General features: G+C 73.8%; 14 protein-coding genes. 5 read left to right on the top strand and 9 right to left on the bottom strand.

Annotated elements, in window-relative coordinates; genetic code table 11:
• Positions 1–61 precede the first annotated feature (61 nt).
• The 4 genes from ACSNOA_RS13710 to ACSNOA_RS13695 form a co-directional block, all read right to left on the bottom strand.
• On the bottom strand, positions 62–5512 hold the full coding sequence (locus ACSNOA_RS13710) for a biotin carboxylase N-terminal domain-containing protein (protein ID WP_436658458.1): 5451 nt from the start codon (positions 5510–5512) through the stop codon (positions 62–64).
• 79 nt (positions 5513–5591) lie between these two features.
• Positions 5592–7073: an MGH1-like glycoside hydrolase domain-containing protein gene (locus ACSNOA_RS13705; protein WP_436658457.1), complete on the bottom strand. Its 1482-nt coding sequence runs from the start codon at positions 7071–7073 to the stop codon at positions 5592–5594.
• The gene (locus ACSNOA_RS13700) at positions 7070–7888 is read right to left on the bottom strand and encodes a TIM barrel protein (RefSeq protein WP_436658456.1); all 819 of its coding nucleotides are present in this window, start codon (positions 7886–7888) and stop codon (positions 7070–7072) included. Before ACSNOA_RS13700 ends, ACSNOA_RS13705 begins: the two co-directional genes overlap by 4 nt.
• Complete coding sequence (locus ACSNOA_RS13695) at positions 7885–8925, bottom strand: zinc-dependent alcohol dehydrogenase (protein ID WP_436658455.1); 1041 nt, start codon at positions 8923–8925, stop codon at positions 7885–7887. The genes ACSNOA_RS13700 and ACSNOA_RS13695 overlap by 4 nt, the downstream gene beginning before the upstream one ends.
• A 117-nt stretch (positions 8926–9042) precedes the next feature.
• Here ACSNOA_RS13695 and ACSNOA_RS13690 point away from each other — a divergent pair, with 117 nt between their 5' ends.
• The 3 genes from ACSNOA_RS13690 to ACSNOA_RS13680 are packed head-to-tail and all read left to right on the top strand — an operon-like array spanning position 9043 to position 12259.
• Entirely contained in the window at positions 9043–10437 is a 1395-nt protein-coding gene (locus tag ACSNOA_RS13690; RefSeq protein ID WP_436658454.1) for an ABC transporter substrate-binding protein, read from the top strand.
• On the top strand, positions 10434–11393 hold the full coding sequence (locus ACSNOA_RS13685) for a carbohydrate ABC transporter permease (RefSeq protein WP_436658453.1): 960 nt from the start codon (positions 10434–10436) through the stop codon (positions 11391–11393). Before ACSNOA_RS13690 ends, ACSNOA_RS13685 begins: the two co-directional genes overlap by 4 nt.
• A complete protein-coding gene (locus tag ACSNOA_RS13680; RefSeq protein ID WP_436658452.1) occupies positions 11393–12259 on the top strand; it encodes a carbohydrate ABC transporter permease in 867 nt (288 codons plus the stop codon). The genes ACSNOA_RS13685 and ACSNOA_RS13680 overlap by 1 nt, the downstream gene beginning before the upstream one ends.
• Positions 12260–12273: 14 nt before the next feature.
• Here ACSNOA_RS13680 and eccB read toward each other — a convergent pair whose 3' ends face one another.
• Complete coding sequence (eccB, locus tag ACSNOA_RS13675) at positions 12274–13662, bottom strand: type VII secretion protein EccB (RefSeq protein WP_436658451.1); 1389 nt, start codon at positions 13660–13662, stop codon at positions 12274–12276.
• Between the two features lie 135 nt (positions 13663–13797).
• On the opposite strand from eccB, the gene ACSNOA_RS13670 reads away from it, so the two are divergent.
• Positions 13798–14139, top strand: a complete 342-nt coding sequence (locus tag ACSNOA_RS13670; RefSeq protein WP_436658450.1) for a hypothetical protein — start codon at positions 13798–13800, stop codon at positions 14137–14139.
• Positions 14140–14299: 160 nt separating this feature from the next.
• Positions 14300–15016, top strand: coding sequence for a spermidine synthase (locus ACSNOA_RS13665; RefSeq protein WP_436658449.1), 717 nt, complete (start codon positions 14300–14302; stop codon positions 15014–15016).
• 128 nt (positions 15017–15144) lie between these two features.
• Here ACSNOA_RS13665 and ACSNOA_RS13660 read toward each other — a convergent pair whose 3' ends face one another.
• From ACSNOA_RS13660 to ACSNOA_RS13645, 4 genes are all read right to left on the bottom strand, one after another.
• Entirely contained in the window at positions 15145–16959 is a 1815-nt protein-coding gene (locus ACSNOA_RS13660) for an acyl-CoA dehydrogenase (protein WP_436658448.1), read from the bottom strand.
• 210 nt (positions 16960–17169) lie between these two features.
• Positions 17170–17622: a DUF4383 domain-containing protein gene (locus ACSNOA_RS13655; RefSeq protein WP_436658447.1), complete on the bottom strand. Its 453-nt coding sequence runs from the start codon at positions 17620–17622 to the stop codon at positions 17170–17172.
• Positions 17623–17722: 100 nt separating this feature from the next.
• Positions 17723–18871 carry a GTPase HflX gene (gene hflX, locus ACSNOA_RS13650; protein WP_436658446.1) on the bottom strand — a complete coding sequence of 383 codons (1149 nt, stop codon included), beginning with the start codon at positions 18869–18871 and terminating at the stop codon, positions 17723–17725.
• A gap of 136 nt (positions 18872–19007) precedes the next feature.
• Positions 19008–19760 carry a dienelactone hydrolase family protein gene (locus tag ACSNOA_RS13645; RefSeq protein WP_436658445.1) on the bottom strand — a complete coding sequence of 251 codons (753 nt, stop codon included), beginning with the start codon at positions 19758–19760 and terminating at the stop codon, positions 19008–19010.
• Positions 19761–19796: the final 36 nt, after the last annotated feature.

Raw genomic sequence — 19796 nt, 5'->3', positions numbered from 1 at the left:
GTCACCGGCCGCACCGGGGCCGCCGTGGCGAACCCCGGTGCGACCGGCACCGCCCGTCCCGTCAGGCGACGGCGAGACCCCGCTCGATGGCCGCGATGATCTGCGGACGCAGCTCCTCGGGCCGGACGATGGCGTCCACGGAGCCGACCTCGACCGCGCGCTGGATGCTGTGCACGCTGTCGAACTCCGCGGCCACCTCGCCCAGCTTCTCGGCCCGGACCGCGGCCCGGACCTCCATGAGCTCCGCGGCCAGCGCCGCCCGCTCGCCTCCGGTGGCCGCGGCGATCCGCGCCTCCAGGTCGACCACGCGCGGGTCCTTCGCCGTACGGGCGTTGACGTCGCCGGCGAACACGACGGCCGCCGCGGGCGCCCCGCCGATGACGGAGGCGAACGAGCCCTCCACGGCGAGCACGGTCATGTTCGGGTTGAGCGCCTTCGAGAACACCACGAACGCGCCGCCGTGGTACCGCGAGATCACGCAGAACACGATGGGGCCCCGGAAGTTCACGATGGCCCGGCCGATCTCCGCGCCGTACTCCAGTTGCAGCCGCCGCATCGACTCGGGCGAACCGTCGAAGCCGGACAGGTTGGCGAGCACGACGAGCGGCCGGTTCCCGCTGGCCGCGTTGATCGCCCGGGCGGCCTTCTTCGACGAGCGCGGGAAGAGGGTGCCCGCCGTGTACGTGTCCGGGCCGTCGGTGGGCGGGAACCCGCGCCGCGGCACGGACCGGGACTCGATGCCGAGCAGGCAGACCGGGATGCCGCCGAGGTGCACGTCCTGGACCACCGCGGTCTCCGCGTCGGCCATGCCCGCCCAGCGTTCGAGGACCGTGTGGTCCTGGTCGGCCAGGGCGCGCATCAGCGTACGGATGTCGAACGCCTTCTTCCGGTCCGGGTTGCGCTCCCGGGAGAAGATCTGCCCGACGGTCGTGAAGTCGCTGTCCGGCACGTCGTGCGGGTAGTCGGAGATGTCCCGGTCGACCGGGTCGGACGTGACCGCGCGACGCGGCCGGCTCTCTCCGGGCGCGATGTACGCGTGGTCGTGGTGCGCCATCAGCAGGTTGCGGGCGGCCCGCAGGTCCGGCGCCCAGTACTGGGCCTGGCCGTTGGGGCCCATGACCCGGTCGTAGCCGCCGATGCCGAAGTTGTCCTCGGCCGACACGCCGCCGGAGAAGTCCAGCGACTGCTTGCCGGTGAGCACCATGGCCGAGTCCGGGGTCATCACGAGGATGCCCTTGGTGTGCATGAGCATCGTGGCCTCGGCGTTCCAGTACGGCTGCGCCCCCACGGTGATCCCGGCGACCACGATGTTGATCTCGCCGCCGTCCTGGGTGAACTCGACGATCCGCTTGAGCGCGGCGGCCACCCAGTCCATGTTCTCGGTGCCCGAGCTCATCGAGATCCGCGCGCCCGCCGACAGGGCGAACCAGTCGACCGGTACGCGCATCCGCTCGGCCAGGTCGAGTGCGGCGATCACCCGCGCGCACTCCGGCTCGGCCAGCGCGCCCAGCGCCCGGGTCGGGTCGCCGAGCAGCACGACCCGGGTGACGCCCTCGGGGTACCGCTCGGTCGGCGTGCTCACCACGCCGGCCACGATGCCCGCCCGGTTCTGCCCCTTCGGCCGTTCGACGGGGACCAGCTTCCCGGTGTCGTCCAGGTCGTACTCGGTGAAGGTGCCGCCCTGGCCGGCCAGCATGTCGGTCAGCTCGTACGGGTACGTCGTGCCGCGCCGGCGCGCCGAGAGCACCTTCTGCCGGTAGCCGTCGACCGGCGGGATCAGCTCGGCCGTCGGCTCGGTGACCGACACCCGCATGCCCGCGTCGTAGGAGATCTTGACGGCGATGTCGATCAGCTCGCCCGTGGTGTCGTCACGCTGGCGGCCGAGGAACAGGACCTCCTCCAGGCCCGCGCCGGCGGTCCTCGGCAGCACGCGCTGCGCGACGGCCTTCAGCTCCTCGATGGTCAGCTCGCTCGGCGGCCAGACGTAGATGGTGATCCGGTTGGTGTCGAACCGCTTCTTGGCGGGCCGCTGCGCCTGGACCGTGCGGATTGCGTCGAGACACGCGTCCAGCGCGCCCTCGGCCGCAGGCAGCGCGAGGATCCGGCCGTCGGCGTCGCGCAGCGGGGTGAGGTCCCGGACCTGGGCCATGGCCGCGAGCCGCTCGTCGGCCGGGTTGTCCGGGGCCACGCAGTGGAAGACGTAGACCTCCTCGTCGGCGGACGGCAGGCGGGTCAGGTCGAAGTTCCGCAGCCGCGGCAGTTGCAGGCGCTGGGCGATCAGCGGGTGCAGCCCGCGGATGACGCGGTCCTCGCCGAGCCCGGGCCGGAACGTGAAGTGGTGGTGCATGGCCGTGCCGTTGCGCCCGGCCACCGAGATCGTCACCCGCTGGAGCACGTCCAGCAGCCCGGCACGGTCGACGACCTCCCGCAGGGTCGCGGCCATCGTGTCGGTGTCGGGCTGGTCGGTCCAGGCGACATACACGTCCACGACGGACTCGGCGGTGCACAGGCCCGCGATCGTGGCGAGGACGGCGGGCAGCTCGTCGACGTCCGTGGCCGCCGCGACGAGCCGGAAGCGCTCGCCGTCACGGTCGTACTCGGCCGTGAAGAACGAGTGGCCGGCCACCTCGACGCACCGCGCGTCGCTCGAGCCCCGGTTGCCGTAGTACCGGCGGCTCAGCACCTCGAGCATCGGGCCGTGGTCGACGTGCGGCTTGCCGATGCGCTGGCCGAGCAGCCGGACCAGCGGCTCGGGCGAGGCCACCATCCAGGCGATCCGCTCGGCGCGGTCCGGCGCGTCGGGGTTGCGGTCGAGGTGGCGGAGGTGACCGCGGACGGCCGCGTACACCTCGGCGCGCTTGCGGCGCAGCATCGGCTGGGCGGCCCAGCGGAACACGATGCTGCGGGCCAGGTCGCCGACCACCGGGAACCGGAGCTGCGTGGCGAAGATGAGGTGCTCCAGCGCCTGGCCCACCAGCTCGCGCAGCCCGTCGGCGGGAACCGGCTCGGTGAGCCACCGCTGCAGGAACGTGACGACCACGGTGACGTCGGCCGACGCCCGCTGCTGGGCGAGGAAGATCCGGAACACTGCCTCTTCCAGCTCCGGCGTGCGCTCGAAGTCGTCCACGCCGTAGTGGGCGAGCACCCGGGCGAGCCGGTTGCGGAAGGTGTCCGACAGCCCGGCGCGCTCGACGTCGAGGCTCTGCAGGTAGGTGTGGAAGTACTCGCGCGGGCTGTGCACCCGGGTGTCGGCCCGGGTCTCCTCACCGGCCGGCCGGTTGCGGCTCAGCTCGGACAGGTCGGCGAACACCTGGAGCAGCTCGACCTCCTGCTCCAGCGGTCGGTGGTCGAGTTCGGCCCGCGCGGCCAGGTAGCTCGACAGCGCCCGCCGCTCGTCGTGCGGGTCGGCGTCGTAGCCGAGCAGCAGGCTGCGCAGGTCGGCGATGCCCCGGGCGACCCGGGCCTCGGCGGACAGGTTGGCCGGCTCGGGCGGCAGGTCCAGGTCCACGGCCTCGGTCTCGGCGGCCTCGCCCGCGGCCTCGTCGCCGACCGGCTCCAGCCGCAGCAGCGGCGCCCCGGTCTCGACCTGGCTGCCCACGGCCACCAGGCACTCCCGCACCTTGGCCGTGAACGGCGCGCGCAGCACCGTCTCCATCTTCATGCTCTCCAGGACGAGCACGGGCGCGCCCGCCTCGACCTCGTCCCCCACCTCGAGCGGGGTCGCGACGACCAGCGCGGGCGCCGGGGAGCGCAGCACGCCGCCCTCGTCCCGGCTGACGCGGTGGGTGACGCCGTCCACCTCGACGAGGTGGATCGGGCCGTGCGTGTCGGTGACGAGCCGGAAGCGCCGGCCGTTGACGAGGATCCGGCCGGTGTGCTCGTCGAACCGCTCGATCTCGACGTCGACGCTGGCGGCCGTTCCGACGCCGACGCGGAACCGGTGCGGCCCGGTCTGCGCGACGGTCACCCGGTAGCTCGCGCCGCGGAGCTTCAGGTCGATCGGCCGGCCGCTCTCGTGCTGCACCTGCGGGCGGCCGCCGTGCGCCGTGGAGAGCAGACGCTGCCGCTCGACGAGCGCCTCGTCCTCGTACGCCTCGATCGCGGCCGCGGCCAGCGCCACGCCGGAGTGCCGGGTGGACACCAGCCGGCCCTCCGCGCGGACCCGGTCGATCCAGCCGGTGTCGGCGGTGGCGTCGACGACCTCGGGCTGGTCGAGCAGGTCGAGCAGGAAGCTCTTGTTGGTGGCGCCGCCCTCGATGATCACGGTGGTCTCGGCCACGGCGCGGCGCAGCCGGCCGAGGGCCTCGTCGCGGGTACGGCCGTACGCGATGATCTTGGCGATCATCGAGTCGAAGTCGGCGGGGATCACGTCCCCCTCGCTGACGCCCGTGTCCACCCGGATGCCCGGCCCGCTGGGCAGCACCAGCCGGACGATCCGCCCCGGCGACGGCGCGAAGTCGCGGTCCGGGTCCTCGGCGTTGAGCCGCGCCTCGACGGCGTGCCCCGCCTCGGTGGGGAGCCGCTCGCCGAGCCGGCCGCCGGCGGCCACGTGGATCTGCGCCTTGACCAGGTCGAAATCGGTGGTGGCCTCGGTGATCGGGTGCTCGACCTGGAGCCGGGTGTTGACCTCGAGGAACGCGAGCAGCTGCTCGCCCGGGTGGTAGAGGAACTCGACAGTGGCGGCGCCCCGGTAGCCCACGGCCAGCGCGAGCCGCTCGGCCGCCGCCTTCAGCTCGCGGACCTGCTCGGGGGCGAGCACGGGCGAGGCGGACTCCTCGATGACCTTCTGGTTGCGCCGCTGCACCGAGCAGTCCCGGACGCCCAGCGCCCACGCGGTGCCCTGGCCGTCGGCGATCACCTGCACCTCGACGTGCCGCGCACCGGTCACGAGGCGTTCCAGGAACACGACCCCGCTGCCGAAGGCGCGCTCGGCCTCCAGGCTCGTACGCTCGTACGCCTCGGTCAGCTCCTCGTCGCTGCGGACGACCCGGATGCCCCGCCCGCCGCCGCCCGCGGTCGCCTTGAGCATCAGCGGATAGCCGATCTCCGCCGCCGCGCGCTTGGCCGCGTCGAGGCTCGCCACGGCGCCGCGGCTCCACGGCGCCACGGGGACGCCGACCTCCTCGGCGATCAGCTTCGCGCCGATCTTGTCACCGAGCGTGCGCATCGCTTCGGCGCTCGGCCCGATGAAGGTGACCCCGGTCTTCTCGCAGAGCTCGGCGAAGGCCGGGTCCTCCGCCACGAAACCCCAGCCCACCCACGCCGCGTCGGCGCGCGTCTCGACCAGCGCACGCTCCAGCACCCGGTGGTCCAGGTATGGGCGCGCCGACGCGGGGCCGAGACAGTAGCTGTCGTCGGCCTCGCGGACGAAGGTCGCGGTGCGCTCGGCCTCGGTGTAGAGCGCGATGGTCTCGATCGGCGGGGCACCGGTCTCGGCGTTGAGCTCGCGGACGGCGTGGATCAGCCGCATGGCGGCTTCTCCCCGGTTGACGATGGCGATGCGGCTGAACACCGAGTAAGCCTCCCAGAGGTTCCGTCACAACAGAACGGGGACTCCCTCGGTCAGGAATCCCCGCCTACCACCTTCGCCGCTACCGCCCGGTACGGAAACCGCCGGACCCTCCACCTGCCGGCGGCGAAGTTTGTGGACTCCCGCCAACTCGGTGGTCCGCGTCACCACGGCGTGCCGGGGTGCAGTTGATCACGTACTCGTCCCGGCGGCCCGGTTCCCGCTCGTCGGCCAGCAGGTCGAGCAGGAGCGCGGCGGTCCAGCCGAACGCCGGCGAGCCGAGGCCCGCGCCGGTGTCCGGATGGAAGTACTCGTGGCAGCCGGCCGTGGCGACCAGGCCGGCCATCGACCGGCCCAGCCCCGCGGCCAGGTCCGGCCGGCCGTGTGTGAGCAGGCCGCGGCGGACCAGCCAGTTGATGTTCATCCAGCTCGGGCCCCGCCAGTAGCGCAGCGGCTCGAAGTCCGGCGCCGTGCGGTCGTAGCTGGGCAGCGGCCGGTCCATCCGCCCCGCCAGACCGAACCGGACCGAGCAGGCCTCGGCGACCACCGCCTCGGCGTGGGGCGCCGGCAGGTCGGGCAGGATCAGCGGCGCCAGCCCCAGCACCGTACGGGCCGGCACCAGCCGCCCGGTCCGCAGGTCGCGGGGCTGGAAGGTCCCGGTCGCCGGGTCGTACAGCCGGCGCACGAGCGCCTCGGTGATCCGGGCCGCCCGCTCGCGGTGCGGGCCCGGGTCCGCGTCGACCAGCGGGGCGATCCGGGCCAGGGCGTGCTCGGCGGCGCCGGCCGCGGCGTTGAACAGCGGGCACTCCACCAGGAACGGGTGCCGCCCCGCGAGGTCGTCGTCGCGGTAGCCGCCGTCGCGGTAGGAGGCGACGATCGCCACGTACCGCGCGTAGTCGAGGTCCGTGGGGCGGTGCGCGGCCGGTGCGTGCGCGGTGTCGTGCCGGCGGTACGCGCGCATGACCGCCGCCTCGGCGGGCACCGCCGCCATGGGCGCGTCCCAGGCGGGGCTGTTGTCCAGCCCGGACTCCCAGGGGTGCACGAGGCAGGCGAGGCCGCCGCCGCCCACGTTGCGGCGCGTGGCGAGGTAGCGCTGCTGGGCCACCAGTCGGGGATAGAGCCGGCGCAGCGCGGTGCGGGCCGCGTCCGAGGGCGCCCGGGAGTACGCGAGCCAGGCCGCGAGCCCGTGCACGGGCGGCTGGACGATCCCCGAGGTGGGCGCGGCCGGCGCGGCGTCGGCCCGCGTCGACGCCCAGAACTCGGGCCCGGGAAAGTACGCGCCGACCGGCAGCCGCGGGTTGAACACGATGTGCGGCACGCGGCCGTCGGCCCACTGGGCCCGGAACAGGCTCTCCAGCTCCCGCCAGGCGCGCTCGGGGCGGACGTGGGCCAGCCCGACGGCGGTGAACGCGGAGTCCCAGCTCCACTGGTGCGGGTAGAGGGTCCGCGACGGCACCGTGTGGTCGTGCTCCCAGTTGGCGTCGAGAGTCGCCACGGCGAGCCGCCGCAGCAGCTCGGGATCCCCGCCGGGGCCGCCGGCCGCCGTACCGGCTGCCGGGCTCACGCCGCCGCCGCTCGGGGCTCGGCGTGCCGCAGCACCGTGGCGGCCTGCTGCAACGCCCGGACCGGGTCGCCGCGCAGCCGGCACTCGAGCGCCAGCCACCCCCGGTAGCCGATCTCGAGCAGGGTGCGCACGAGCGCCGGCCAGTCGAGGTGCCCGGCGCCCGGCTGGTGCCGGTTGGAGTCGCTGACCTGGACGTGCCCCAGGTACGGCGCGGCGCCGCGCAGCGCCCGGTGCACGTCGTCCTCCTCGATGTTCATGTGGAACGTGTCGGCCACGACCCGCACCGTGGGCAGCCCGACCGCGGCGCAGAGCGCGACGGCCTCGTCCAGGCGGTTGACCATGTGGTCCTCGTAGCGGTTGAGCGGCTCCAGGAAGAGCGTCACCCCCTCGGCGCGGGCGTGTTCGCCGAGGACGCCGAGGGCGTCGACGAGCACCTGCCGGTCGCCCGCGGGAGGTCGGGGCGGCTCGAACGGCGGCAGCCGCCGGGAGAACATGCCCCACGCGGCGGGGGTCATGACGCCGACGCCGCCCAGCTCGGCGATGACGGAGAGCTGGGACCGCAGGTTGCGTACGGCGTCGGCGGCACGGCCCGGGTCGAAGTCGCCGATGAAGTGGTCCATCTCGACGCAGACGGTGGGCATCACTACGCCGGCGGCGCGGGCCCGGCGCAGTTCCGGCAGCCGGCGGGCGAAGGCCAGGTCGCCGCGCCCGCGCAGCTCGATCCCGTCGTAGCCGAGCGCGGCCGCGAGCGCGTACTTCTGGAGCAGGTCGGTGCCCGGCAGGAGCTGCTCCTGGCAGGCGATGGGAATGGTCATGGGAACTCCAGCACCACTTGGAGGACGTCACCGTCACCGCGGTCGAGCAGCGCCAGCGCGTCGGCCACCGCGCCCGCCTGCACGACGTGACTCACCAGCGGCAGCGGGTCCACGTTGCCCTCGGCCACCAGCTCCATGAAGGTCTGCGCGACCCGGGCCCCGGTCCACCGGCCGGCCATGCCGGGCACCGGGGTGGGCCCGGAGACCTGGGCCGCCACGAGCTGGATCCGGTTGTGGTGGAACTCCTCGCCGAGGCCGAGGCCGTCGGCCTGCCCCTGGTAGAAGCCGGCGGCCACGACGCGGCCGGCGTGGGTGGTGGCCCGGATGGCCTCGTGCAGCGCCGGGTACGCCCCGGACAGTTCGAGGCAGACGTCGGCGCCCCGGCCACCGGTGGCGCCGCGCAGCACGCTGGCGGCCGACCCGCTGTCCGCGTCCACGGTCATCCGGGCGCCGTAGCGGGCGGCGTGGTCGAGCCGGCTGGCGACACGGTCGACGGCGACCACGCGGGCCCCCGAGAGCACCGCGAGCCGGGTGGCGAGCAGCCCCATGACGCCCTGCCCGAAGACGCCCACCCAGTCGCCGAGGTGCAGGTCGCCGGCGAGCACCGCGGTGAGCGCGATGGCGCCGGGGCGGGCGAAGACGGCGGCGAGCGGGTCGAGCCCGGGCGGCAGGGGCTGGACCGCGTCGGCGGGCAGGACGGCCTCGGCCCGGTGCCCCCAGATGCCCCACACGACCTGCCCGGGGTGCCGGTCGGCCACCTCGGGCGCCACCTCGACGATCTCGCCGACCTCCTCGTAGCCGAAGCCCACGAGCGGGTACGGCACGGGCGCCTGGCGCGGCACGAACATCCGGGCGACGTCGTCCCAGTCCTTGTTGAGGCGGGGGTTGCTGCCCCGGTAGAGGGTCAGCTCGGTGCCGGCCGAAATGCCGGAGAAACGGGTGCGGACGCGGACCTGGCCCGGGCCGAGCGGATCCGGGGCGCAGGGCTCGAGGCTGATCCTGCGGGGCCCGGCCAAGGAGACAACCCAGTTGACCATGAGTCACATCCCGGTAGCACTGGGTTCCATCCTAGAACAAAAAATCGGCATATGTCTTGTAATTGATCAATCGAAGGGGTTCAATCCCGGTTGTACCCTTCGAGAGGAGTGCCGTCGATGTCATTCACTCCGATGCGGACCCTCGCCGCCACCCTGATCATGGCACTGGCCGGGACCACCCTGCTGGCCTGCGGTGACGACGAGCCCGAGAGCAACGACAAGAACATCACCGTGTGGAGCCTGGAGGACGTGGCCGACCGCGTCACGGCCACCCGGGCGATCATCGCCGACTTCACCGCCCGGACGGGGATCAAGGTCGAGCTGGTCACCGTCAACGAGGACCAGTTCCCCTCGCTCATCGCGTCCAGCGCCGCCGCCGGCGAGCTGCCCGACGTGGTGGGCTCCGTCTCGCTGGCCGGCATCCGCACGCTCGCCGGCAACGAGCTGCTGCACCCCGACGCCAACGGCGAGGTCGTCGAGGCGCTCGGTCGGCAGACCTTCTCGCCCCGCGCGCTGGAGCTCACCGCCGACGGCGGCCGGCAGCTCGCCGTCCCCAGCGACGGCTGGGGTCAGCTGCTCGTCTACCGCAAGGACCTCTTCGCCGCCGCCGGCCTCCCCGCCCCCGACACGTACGAGCGCATCGCCACGGCCGCCGCCCGGCTGAACACCGGAGGGGTCGCCGGGATCACCGCGGCCACCGCGCCCGGCGACGTGTTCACCCAGCAGACGTTCGAGCACCTCGCGCTCGCCAACGGCTGCCAGCTCACCGACGACTCCGGCGCGGTGACCCTCGACTCGCCACCGTGCGTCGAGGCGTTCCGCTTCTACGGCGACCTGATGCGCACCACATCCGTCAAGGGCGGTCAGGACGTCGACACCACCCGGGCCACCTACTTCGCCGGCAAGGCCGCCATGCTCATCTGGTCGCCGTTCATCCTCGACGAGCTGGCCGGGTTGCGTAACGACGCGAAACCGAGCTGCCCACAGTGCGCGGCCGACCCCGGCTTCCTCGCGAAGAACAGCGGCTTCGTCACCGCCATCAAGGGCCCCAACGGCGCCGAGCCCGCCCAGTACGGCGAGATCAGCTCGTGGGCGGTGCTGGACGGCGCGGCCGACGCCCCCGCCAAGAGCTTCGTCGAGTACATGCTCGGCGACGCCTACCCGCGCTGGTTCGGCATGTCACCCGAGGGGCGGTTCCCGGTCCGCACGGGCACCCCCGACGCCCCGGAGAAGTTCCGCGACGCCTGGAACACCAGCCAGGCCGGCGTGGACGCGAAGAAGCCGCTCGCCGAGGTCTACGGCGACGACGTCCTCGCCACCCTGCGTACCAGCCCCGACACTTTCCAGCGCTGGGGCCTGACCCAGGGCCAGGGGAAGCTCGTGGGCGCCATCCTCGGCGAGCTGCCCGTGCCGAAGGCGCTCGCCGACGTGATCGCCGGCAAGTCCGACGCCGCGGCGGCCGCCAACCGGGCCAAGAAAGACGTGGAAGCGATCAAGGCGGGCGTCAATTGACCACCACCGCGCCGGGCACCGGCCGCTCCCCCACCCGGGAGCGGCCCGCACCGCCCGGCCGCCGCCGGCCGCTGACCCTGCGCCGGCGCGAGGCCCGGGCCGGGCTCGCGCTGGTCGCGCCGACCCTGCTCGTCGTCATCGCGGTCATCGGCATCCCGATCGTGTGGACCGTGGTGCTGGCCTTCCAGCGCGTACGGCTCGCCACGCTGCGCCGCACCGGGCTGTTCGGCGAGTTCACGCTCGACAACATCGACCGGGTCCTGCACACCCCCGGCTTCGCCGACTCGCTGGTCACCACGCTCATCTACAGCGTGGGCAGCACCGCCGGCTCGATCGTGATCGGTCTCGTGGCGGCGCTGGTCGTCCGCCGCCCGTTCCGCGGCCGCACCCTGGTCCGCGCGTCGATGCTGCTGCCGTACGTGGCCCCGGTGGTCGCCATGACCTTCGTCTGGCAGGTGATGCTCGACCCGCAGCTCGGCATCGTCAACCACTGGGGCCAGCGGCTGCTCGGCTGGGACAGCCCGATCCCGTTCCTGACCCAGGACTCCACGGCGCTCGCCACCGTCATCGCCTTCGAGTCGTGGCGCTACTTCCCGTTCGCGTTCCTGTTCCTGCTCGCCCGACTCCAGGCGGTGCCCGGCCACCTGGAGGAGGCCGCGCTGGTCGACGGCGCCACCCCCACCCAACGGTTCCGCCACATCCTGCTGCCGCAGCTCATGCCGGTGATCGCGCTGCTCGGCGTGCTGCGGTTCATCATGACCTTCAACAAGTTCGACGACGTGTACCTGCTCACCGGCGGCGCCGCCGGCACCGAGGTGGTGAGCGTCCGGGTCTACGAGTTCCTCACGGCCCGCACCGACATCGGCGCCGCCGCAGCGCAGGCGGTCGTGCTGGCCGTCGTACTCATCGTGTTCGTCCTGATCTACCTACGCTTCTTCGCCCGGAGGGTGGACTGATGGACCGCGACCGGGTCGAGACCGTGACCCTGCGCTGGCTGCGCCGGCTGGTGATAGCAGCCTTCCTGCTGGTCACCGTCTTCCCCTTCTACTACATGCTGATGCTGTCGGTGCGCCCCATCGAGCGGCTGCTGCTCGACCCCGGCGCGCTGGTGGTCGGCCTCGGCGAGCTGACCGTCGCCACGTACGCCGAGGTGCTCAAGGCCACCGAGGACGGCGGGCAGGGCTTCCTCACCTTCATCGGCAACAGCGGTCTCGTGGCCCTCGCCGCGACCCTGCTCACCCTGGTCGTGTCCATTCCCGGCGCGTACGCCGTGTCCCGGCTACGCTTCTTCGGCCGCCGCCAGGTCGACTTCCTGTTCCTGGCGGTCTACCTGTTCCCGTCGATCGTGATCGCGATCCCGCTCTTCGTGGTCTTCACCCGGGCGGGGCTGCGCGGCTCACTGGTCGGGCTGGTCCTCGTCTACATCTCGCAGACCCTGCCGGTGTCCGTCTACATGTTGAAGAACTACTTCGAGACCATTCCGCTGAGCCTCGAGGAGTCCGCCGCCATCGACGGCGCCGGGCGGCTCGGCATCATCCGCCGCATCAGCCTGCCGCTCGCCGCCCCGTCGATCATGGCGGTCGCCCTCTACGACTTCATGATCGCGTGGAACGAGTTCCTGTTCGCCCTGCTCTTCCTCGTCGACAAGCCACACCGGTGGACCGTGTCGCTGGGGCTCGCGCAACTCGCCGACGGGGTGGAGGTCCCCAAGACCGTGCTGATGGCCGGCTCGGTGATCCTCACCCTGCCCATCGTGCTCCTCTTCTTCGCCAGCGAACGGCTGCTCACCGAGGGCCTGACCGGCGGCGCGGAGAAGGGCTGACCGGCGGGCCCGTCTCAGCCAGGCACGGCGACGGCCCGCGCCGCCGCCGGGTCGAGCGGGGCCCCCGCGGGCACGAGGCTCACCAGGCCGGCCGGCAGGCGCGCGGGCCGCACGTCCCGGTAGCCGAGCATGCCGAGCACGCTCGGGTCGGCTACCACGTGCCGCCGACCGAGGTCGGTCACCACCGAGACGGCGCCGCCCGAGGCGCCCGGAGCGGCGACCGCCTCCACGACGGCGCCCCGGCCGGCCTCGACGAGCACGTGGTCGGCGCGCACCCCACGGTCCGCCGGGTCCGCGCTCCGCGGCGCGCCGGTGAGCGCCGGCAGGGCGACGCCCACCCGGACCTCCGCCACGCCCGCGTCGTCACCGACCCGCGCGCAGACCCCGCCACCGTCGACCGCCGCGAGGCGCGGCGGCGCGGGAGGCGGCGCGGCCGGTCCGGACGGCGCCAGGTCGGGCACGGACGGCAGCGCCGCGAACCGGCCGAGCGTGATGTCCTCGGGCTCGCCCTGGCCCGTGCGCGCCAGCAGCAGCCCCGCCTGCCACTCGGTGATGCCGGCCAGGCCGTCCCGTACGGCGACGGCGTACTGCCGTCCGCCACCGGAGTTGCGCACCAGATAGACGTCGCCGATGCGGGCGCCGGGAACCCGCTCGGACTCCTCGCCGAGGCCGGGCGGCGCGAGCGGGGCCAGGTCGGCGCCCGCCGGCAGGGTGTTGAGCAGCGCCGGCGCGACCGGCACGGCCCGGGCCCGCGTGGTGGCCAGGGCGGCCAGCACGCGGGTGGGATCGCGGACCAGGTGGCGGCGCTGACGCCAGACCAGGTGCAGCCCACCGTCGGGGTGGCGCACCAGCAGCGCATCCTCACCCAGCGGCCGGCCCCCGCCGCCACCGCCGCCGACGAGCAGCGCGGACCGCGGGCCGGACGGCTCGGTCTCGCCGGGCGGCGCCGAGCAGACCGTCCACGGCGCCGTCGACAGCCGGGCCGGCGCCGGCAGCGAGTCCGGCGCGTCGGGAATGCCCAGCGGCAACCCGCGCGGCACCCCCTCGATCGACCGGCGGGCGACCAGCACCGTGCGCGGGCGTTCGGCGCCCACGATGAGCAGCGCCGACGCGTAGTTGAGCACCGGGTGCAGCTTCTGGTCGCGGAACACGTACCGGGCCCCCGACTCCTTCTCGACGATCACGGCACCCGGATCTCGCCAACTGCTGCCCCCGCCCGTGAACAGACCGTGGAGCGCGAAGCCGCCCAGGCCGATCGCGGCCACCAGCACGCTGGCCAGCGCGGCCCCGGCGAGCCGCAGGAACGGCGACTGCGCCGGGTCGGTCTCCCGCATGACCAGCGCGGCGACCGCCCGCTGGACCGTGAACTGGTACGAGTGCAGCTGGTCCTGCCGCGACGCCATGACATCCCTTCCGGTGTCTCGGTCGGCGCACAGGATATGCGCTGCGTCGATCCGGTGTGGACCGTCCGTGTCGCCGCCCCGGTCTCCGCCCGCCCGGCCGATCCGCGGCGGCGCGTCGGCGCGTACGGTCACCGGGTGACTTCCGTCGACGGTGGCCGGCCATGGCAGCGGTCCGACCGCAGCGACCCGGTGCTGCCCGGTCCGGCGCACGGCGCTGCGGCGTTGGCCCTGCTCTGCGCGCTGGTCGCCCCGGTGAGCTGGTTGGCGCTGCTCAGCAACGCGGCGGCGGTGGGGGATCCCGACGCACCGGTGATCGCGGACCTGGTGTGGCTCGCCGTCGCCGCGGCTCTCGCGCTGTCGGCGACCGGCACCCTGGTGGTGGTGCTCGCACGGCGGCCGCCGCTGCGCCGCCCGGTCGGCGCGCTCGCCGTCACGCTCGCGGCGGCGGCGACCCTGGTCGCGCTCGTCCTCGGCTGAGGTCCGGTCAGGGCCGCAGGACGAGCCCGATCGGGTTGCCCTGCTCGCTCCGCACCCGCCCGCGGCCGACCGATGCCTGGGGGCGGCGCCGCGTGGCCGGCCGTCGCCCGTTTCGCGCCGGAGTAGCATCCGGCGCGGAACCGGCGGAGAAAGGACCCGCGTGAGCGCGCGCTTCGAGGAACTGGCCTGGCGGGCGACGCCGATCGGCGACATCAGCCTGCGGCGGCGCCGCGACCCCGCGCTGCAGGTCGAGGTGTACGAGGTCAAGCTCGACGACGCGTTCCTCATGTCCAGCCTGTTCCCGGTCGCGGAGATCGAGCTGGCCCGGCTCGGGCTGGCCCCGCTGGCCGGCGCCGCCCTGGACGTCGTGGTCGGCGGTCTCGGCCTCGGCTACACCGCCCGCACCGCGCTCGCCGACGACCGGGTGGCGTCGCTGCTCGTGGTCGAGGCGATCGAGGACGTCATCGACTGGCACCGCCGGGGCCTGCTGCCGTTCGCCGCCGGGCTGGCCGACGACCCGCGGACCCGCCTCGTACGGGCCGACTTCTTCGCCGCCGCGGAAGGCGACGGTTTCGACCCCGACCACCCGGGCCGTCGCTTCGACGCCGTACTGCTCGACGTCGACCACTCGCCGCGCAACCTGCTGCACCCGCGGCACGCGCCGTTCTACACTCCGGCCGGGTTGCGCCGTCTCGCCCGTCACCTGCGTCCGGGCGGGGTGTTCGCGCTCTGGTCCGACGACCCGCCCGACCCGGAGTTCGAGCGGGCCCTCGCCGAGGTGTTCGCCACCGCGCGGGCGCACGTCGTGCCGTTTCCCAACCCGCTCACCGGCGGCGAGTCGGCCAACACCGTCTACGTGGCCCGGCTCGGCGGCTGAAGGGCCGTCCCCGCCCGGCTCGGCGGCTGAAGGGCCGTCCCCGCCCGGCGCGGCTGGTGGGCCGGCCCCCGCGGAGCCGGCCGGCGCACGTCGGCTGCCGGGCACCCGGGCGCCCGGCTGCCGTCCCCTCAGAACCAGGAGTCGCGCATCTCCACGGTCGTCCGGTCCAGGCTCTCCAGCAGGTCGAACTGCGGGCCGGTGCGGGGCAACTCGTAGCGGAAGAACCAGCGCGCGGCGTGCCGCTTGCCCGCGTACAGGTCCGCGTCGCCCCCGCCGGCGGCCGCCGCCGCGTCGGCGGCGAGCAGCTGCTCCAGCCACATCCAGGCGATCACCACGTGGCCGACCGCCTCGAGGTAGAGGCTCGCGTTGGCGAGCGCGGTCTCGGGGTCACCGGTGCCCCAGAGCCGGCGGGTGACGGCGCCCACCCGCCCCACCGCGTCGTCGAGCCGGCCGGCCAGGTCGGCGGCCTCACCGCCGGCCCGCCGGGCTCGCTCGACGGTCGCCCCGATCGCCGCGGCCAGCGCCGCGAGGCCGGCGCCGTTGCGCATGACCACCTTGCGGCCCAGCAGGTCCAGCGCCTGGATGCCGTGGGTGCCCTCGTGGATCGGGTTGAGCCGGTTGTCGCGCCAGTGCTGCTCGACGTCGTGGTCGCGGGTGTAGCCGGCGCCACCGTGCACCTGGATGGCCAGGTCGTTGGCGGCGAGGCACCACTGCGACGGCCAGCTCTTCACGATCGGGGTGAGCACGTCCAGCAACAGCCTCGCCCGGTCCCGGTCGGCCGCCTCGGGCGCGGTCCTCTGCTCGTCGAGCAGCCGACCGCAGTAGAGCACGAGCGCCAGCGCGCCCTCCACGTAGCTCTTCTGCGCGAGCAGCATCCGTTTCACGTCGGGGTGGGCCACGATGGGCACCTGCGGCGTGGCGGGATCCTTGGCGGCGAGCGGACGGCCCTGCGGGCGTTGCCGCGCGTACGCCAGGGACTTGAGGTAGCCCGTGTAGCCGAGCGCCGTGGCGCCGGCGCCCACCCCGATCCGCGCCTCGTTCATCATGTGGAACATCTGCGCGAGCCCCTGGTGCGGCTCGCCCACCAGGTAGCCGACCGCGCCGGGCCGGCCGTGCGGCTCGTGCCCGCCGTCGCCGAAACTGAGCAGGGTGTTGGTGGTGCCCCGGTAGCCCATCTTGTGGTTGAGGCCGACCAGCACGACGTCGTTGCGGGCGCCGGGCGCGCCGTCGGGGCCGGGCAGCACCTTGGGTACGACGAACAGCGAGATGCCCTTCACGCCGGGCGGGCCGCCGGGAATGCGGGCCAGCACCAGGTGGACGATGTTCTCGCTCAGCTCGTGGTCGCCACCGGAGATCCACATCTTGGTGCCGTACAGCCGGTAGCTGCCGTCGTCCTGCGGCTCGGCCCGGGTCGTGATGTCGGCCAGCGAGCTGCCCGCGTGCGGCTCGGACAGGCACATGGTGCCGAAGTAGCGCCCCTCCAGCATGGGGCGCACCCACGTGTCCACCTGCTCCGCGGTGCCGTACGCGAGCAGCAGGTTGGCGTTGCCGAGGGTGAGCATCGGGTACGCCGAGGTGGCGACGTTCGCCGCCTGGAACCAGGCGAAGCAGGCGGCCGCCACGGAGTGCGGCAGCTGCATGCCGCCCACCGACTCGTCGAGTGTGGATGCGAGCAGTCCGGTGTCGGCGAACACGTCCAGCGCGGCCTTGACCTCGGGGACGAGACGCACGTGCCGGCCGTCGAAGGTGGGTTCGTCGAGGTCGGCGGCGCGGTTGTGCGGGGCGAAGTGTTCGGTGGCCACCCGCTCGGCGAGGTCCAGCACCGCGTCGAACGTCTCCCGGGAGTGCTCGGCGTACCGCGGTCGGGTGGTCAGCGCGGGCACGTCCAGCCAGTCGTACAGCAGGAACCGCAGGTCGCGGCGGGAGAGCAGGGTGGACGACACGGGTCTCCTTCCACGGCGTCGCCCCGAGCGCGTCGGGGCCGGCGGCGGCCCGCGGCCACCGCCCGCAACCATCCTGCTGCTTGCGGGCGACTCACGCATCACCGGTCCCACGGCCGCGGCGCTACGCCCGGGTCCGGACGTGCGCCGGCGCCGCACCGGGGGTGGGTGCGGCGCCGGCGGACGGTCGTGACCGGGTGGCCGGGGAGGCGGTCAGCTCCGCTCGACGGCGCGGCCGCGGGTCAGCGCGACGCCCAGGGCGATCATGCCGAGGCCGAGGAGCAGGTGCAGCCAGTTGTCGGCGCCGTTGAGCGGGACGAAGTTGGCCCCACTCTCGTGGTCGATGACCAGGCCGTAGAGCCAGAGCACCAGGTAGACGGCGCCGCCGCCGATCAGGTAACTGCGGGCGCCGGAGACCGTGCGGGCCAGCGCCAGCCCCGCCACGCCGAACGCGAGGTGGACCAGGTTGTGCAGGATGGACACCTGGAACACGCCGAGCAACTTCGCCTCGGATTCGTGGCCGGCGAACGTCAATGTGTCGTAGTTGCTGGTGATGCCGGGGATGAAGCCGAGCACACCGACCAGCAGGAAGACCACGCCGACGACCTGGGCGGCCGTACGGACGGGGTGCTTCGTGCCAGCGGCGGTGCCGGAGCTGCTCACCATGTCGGGTCCTTTCATCGAAGGGTGCGACATGATGTATCCGTCACGTTCGGGGCCGAAACTTCACAGCCGACCGCAAATGTCCCGGCACGACCGTGGACGGTCAGCGCCGGCGCAGCCGCTCCGCCAGCGTCGTCCGCAGGTCGGCGATCCCGGCGCCGGTCAGCGCCGAGACGGGCACCGCCTCCGGGTGGACCCGGCACAGGCAGTCCACCCAGTCCGACGGCGCCACGTCGATCTTGTTGAGCACGAGCAGCTCCGGCACGTCACCGGCGCCGATCTCGCTGAGCACCCCGTGCACCGTGGTGATCTGGTCGAGCGCGTCGGGCGCGGACGCGTCGACCACGTGCACCGCCAGGTCGCTTCCGGTGACCTCCTCCAGCGTCGAGCGGAACGCGTCCACCAACTGGTGCGGAAGGTGCCGGACGAAACCCACCGTGTCGGTGACCGTGAAGGCCAGGCCGCCGACGGTCAACCGGCGGACCGTGGGGTCCAGCGTCGCGAACAGCACGTCCTGCACCTGGGCGTCCGCACCGGTGAGCCGGTTGAGCAGCGCCGACTTCCCGGCGTTGGTGTAGCCGGTGATGGACACCGACGGCACCTGGTTGCGGGCCCGCCGGTTACGGGTGCGCTCCCGCCGCCGCGCCAGCTCCGCGGCGTTGCGGCGCAGGCGGGTCGCCCGCTGCCGCAGCCGGCGGCGCTGGGTCTCCAACCGCATCTCACCCGGTCCGCGCACACCCATGCCGGCGCCGCCGGCCGTACGGCCACCACCCACCCGCGACAGCGACCGGCCGTCGCCGCGCAGCCGCGGCAGCTGGTACGCGATCTGCGCCAGCTCCACCTGCAACCGGCCCTCGCCGGTTCGGGCGTGTTCGGCGAAGATGTCCAGGATCAGCGCCGTACGGTCCACGACGCGCACGCCGACCCGTTCCTCCAGGTTGCGGACCTGCCCGGGCGACAGCTCGCCGTCGGCGATCACAAGGTCGGCCCGGGTGCGCTCCGCGAGCGCCGCCAACTCGTCGACCTTGCCGGAGCCGAGGAAGGTGGCGGGATCGGGCTTCGGACGGTTCTGCACGACCTCGTCGGCCACGGCGAGGCCGTCGGTGTCGGCCAGGCGGCGCAGCTCCGCGAGGGACATCGCGGTGCCCGAGGCGGCGTCCCCGCCCTCTTCCTCGTGCACCCCGACCAGCAGCGCCGTGGGCCGCCGCCCCGGCCTGCCCACCTCGCTGCCCAACAACCACGATCCGGCCATTCGCCACCTCACCTCGTGAGCACGCCGACACCGGCGAACTACCCCGGTACGCCGTCCCCATGCCGGGCGGTGTGCCGGTGGCGTGTCGCGGGGCGCCCGCCGTCGGCTGGCGGACGCCCACCGGCCGGCGGCGGAGTCAGCGGCCGAACGTGCGGTCGAGCAGGTCGAACAGGGCCGCCCAGTGCCGCTCGGTGGCCCGCTCGTCGTACTCGGCGGTGTCGGCCATGGTGAAGCCGTGCGTCGCTCCCTCGTACACCTCCGACCGGTAGCGCACCCCGGCGTCGTCGAGGGTCCGCTCCAGCGTGGCGATCTGCTCGGCGGTCATCGACCGGTCCTGGTCGGCGTGGGCGAAGTACAGCTCACCGGTGACCGAGCCGACGCCCCGGTGCGGGCTGTCCGGCGCGTCGGTCACGACGCGGCCCGCGTGGAAGCTCGCCAGGGCGGCGATCCGGTCCGGGTACGCCTCGATGGCCCGCAGCGCGTTCATCCCGCCCATGCAGTAGCCGACGACGGCGACGGGCCCGGGCGCCACGTCGTCGCGGGCGGCCAGGAAGTCCAGGTACGCCATGGCGTCCCGGGCGACCACCTCGCCGGTGAGCGCCGCCACGTACGGGCCGACCTTCTCGAAGATGGCACCACGCTGCTGCGGGTCGGCGAGCAGGGAGAGGTCGATCAGCGGCGACCGGCCGGCCCGGTAGAACAGGTTCGGCACCAGCACCACGTAGCCCCGCTCGGCGATCCGCTCGGCCATCTCGGCCAGCCGGGGCCGCAGCCCGAACGCGTCCATGAACACCAGCACGGCCGGGAACGGCCCGTCCTCGTCCGGCCGGACGAGGTACGCGTCCGCCACCCCGTCGCTGGTCTCGACGTCCACCGTCGTCGTCCGCACCGCAGCCTCCTCGCACGCCATCGGCGATCCGCCGAC

This window comes from Micromonospora sp. URMC 103 (assembly GCF_051386435.1).
Lineage (GTDB): Bacteria > Actinomycetota > Actinomycetes > Mycobacteriales > Micromonosporaceae > Micromonospora.
Note: the sequence above shows the minus strand (reverse complement) of the source record. Positions and strands in the feature narration are given on the sequence as shown.

Coding starts and splice junctions, on each gene's coding strand:
- eccB (WP_436658451.1), bottom strand. CDS start 13,662: ATGGCGTCGCGGCAGGACCAGCTGCACTCGTACCAGTTCACGGTCCAG.
- ACSNOA_RS13655 (WP_436658447.1), bottom strand. CDS start 17,622: ATGGTGAGCAGCTCCGGCACCGCCGCTGGCACGAAGCACCCCGTCCGT.
- ACSNOA_RS13680 (WP_436658452.1), top strand. CDS start 11,393: ATGGACCGCGACCGGGTCGAGACCGTGACCCTGCGCTGGCTGCGCCGG.
- hflX (WP_436658446.1), bottom strand. CDS start 18,871: ATGGCCGGATCGTGGTTGTTGGGCAGCGAGGTGGGCAGGCCGGGGCGG.
- ACSNOA_RS13695 (WP_436658455.1), bottom strand. CDS start 8,925: ATGGTCAACTGGGTTGTCTCCTTGGCCGGGCCCCGCAGGATCAGCCTC.
- ACSNOA_RS13690 (WP_436658454.1), top strand. CDS start 9,043: ATGTCATTCACTCCGATGCGGACCCTCGCCGCCACCCTGATCATGGCA.
- ACSNOA_RS13700 (WP_436658456.1), bottom strand. CDS start 7,888: ATGACCATTCCCATCGCCTGCCAGGAGCAGCTCCTGCCGGGCACCGAC.